This is a genomic window from Aeoliella straminimaris, assembly GCF_024054565.1.
Lineage (GTDB): Bacteria > Planctomycetota > Planctomycetia > Pirellulales > Lacipirellulaceae > Aeoliella > Aeoliella straminimaris.
Genome location: NZ_JAMXLR010000068.1, coordinates 1 through 910, shown reverse-complemented (window position 1 = coordinate 910; position 910 = coordinate 1). Strand labels below are relative to the sequence as shown.

Below are 910 nucleotides of genomic sequence, written 5' to 3'. Positions count from 1 at the left end.
CCTCTCGCCAGGCCGTTGTCAGCCTCCGTGCTGCGGCCAGATTCTCGAACTCCTCGGTCGCCAGGAACTCGTCACGCAGGCGGCTGTGAAAGCTCTCGGCATAGCCGTTCTCCCACGGGCTGCCTGGCTCGATGTAGAGCGCCTCGATCTCCAGTTGTCCCAGCCATCGCTGGATCGCCTTCGCCACGAACTCCGGACCATTGTCGCTGCGGATGTGGCAGGGCACGCCTCGCATCGCAAACAACTCGGCCAGCGTGTCGATCACGTCCTCGCTGGTGATGCTCCTGTCGACTTTCAGTGCCAAACTCTCCCGCGTAAACTCGTCTTCGATCGACAGCCACTTCAGCGGGCTGCCACTGGTCGTGCGGTCAAAGATAAAGTCCCAGCACCACACATGGTTCTTGTACTCGGCACGACGGCGGTGACAACCGTTGCGGCTGGTGCCCAGGCGACGCTTTTTTCGCTTCTTCTTCGGCACTTTCAGTCCTTCCCGACGCCATAGTCGATAGATTCGCTTGAAGTTCACCTGCCACCCTTCCTGGCGTAGCTTGGCCGTGATGAACCGGTATCCGTATCGCGGATGCTTTCGCACTAACTCGAAGATCCGCTTCACCAGGACCGGTTCGTCGTCAGGCACCTTGGCCGTGTAACGCTGACTGCTTCGCGGCTGATGGAGCACTCGACACGCCCTTCGCTCGGAGACCTTGAACTGCGATTGCAGATCCTGGGCCGCAGCCCGCTTCCGGGAAGGGCTTACCAGTTTCCCTCCGCCACATGCTTGAGCATCTGGATGTCGAGCGCCTGGTCGGCCACCAACTGCTTCAGCCGCTTGTTCTCCTCTTCCAGTTGCTTTAGCCGCTTCGCCTCCTCGGCCTTCATGCCTCCGTACTGGGTCCGCCAGCGGTGGTAC

2 protein-coding genes are annotated in these 910 nt (G+C 60.8%); both read right to left on the bottom strand.

The window, feature by feature from the left end:
* Positions 1 to 721 (bottom strand): IS3 family transposase (locus NG895_RS19925; protein ID WP_252854289.1); only part of this gene is annotated, 721 nt, incomplete at its 3' end.
* A gap of 32 nt (positions 722 to 753) precedes the next feature.
* Positions 754 to 910: transposase (locus tag NG895_RS19920; protein WP_425267242.1), on the bottom strand; the 157-nt coding region annotated here is incomplete at its 5' end.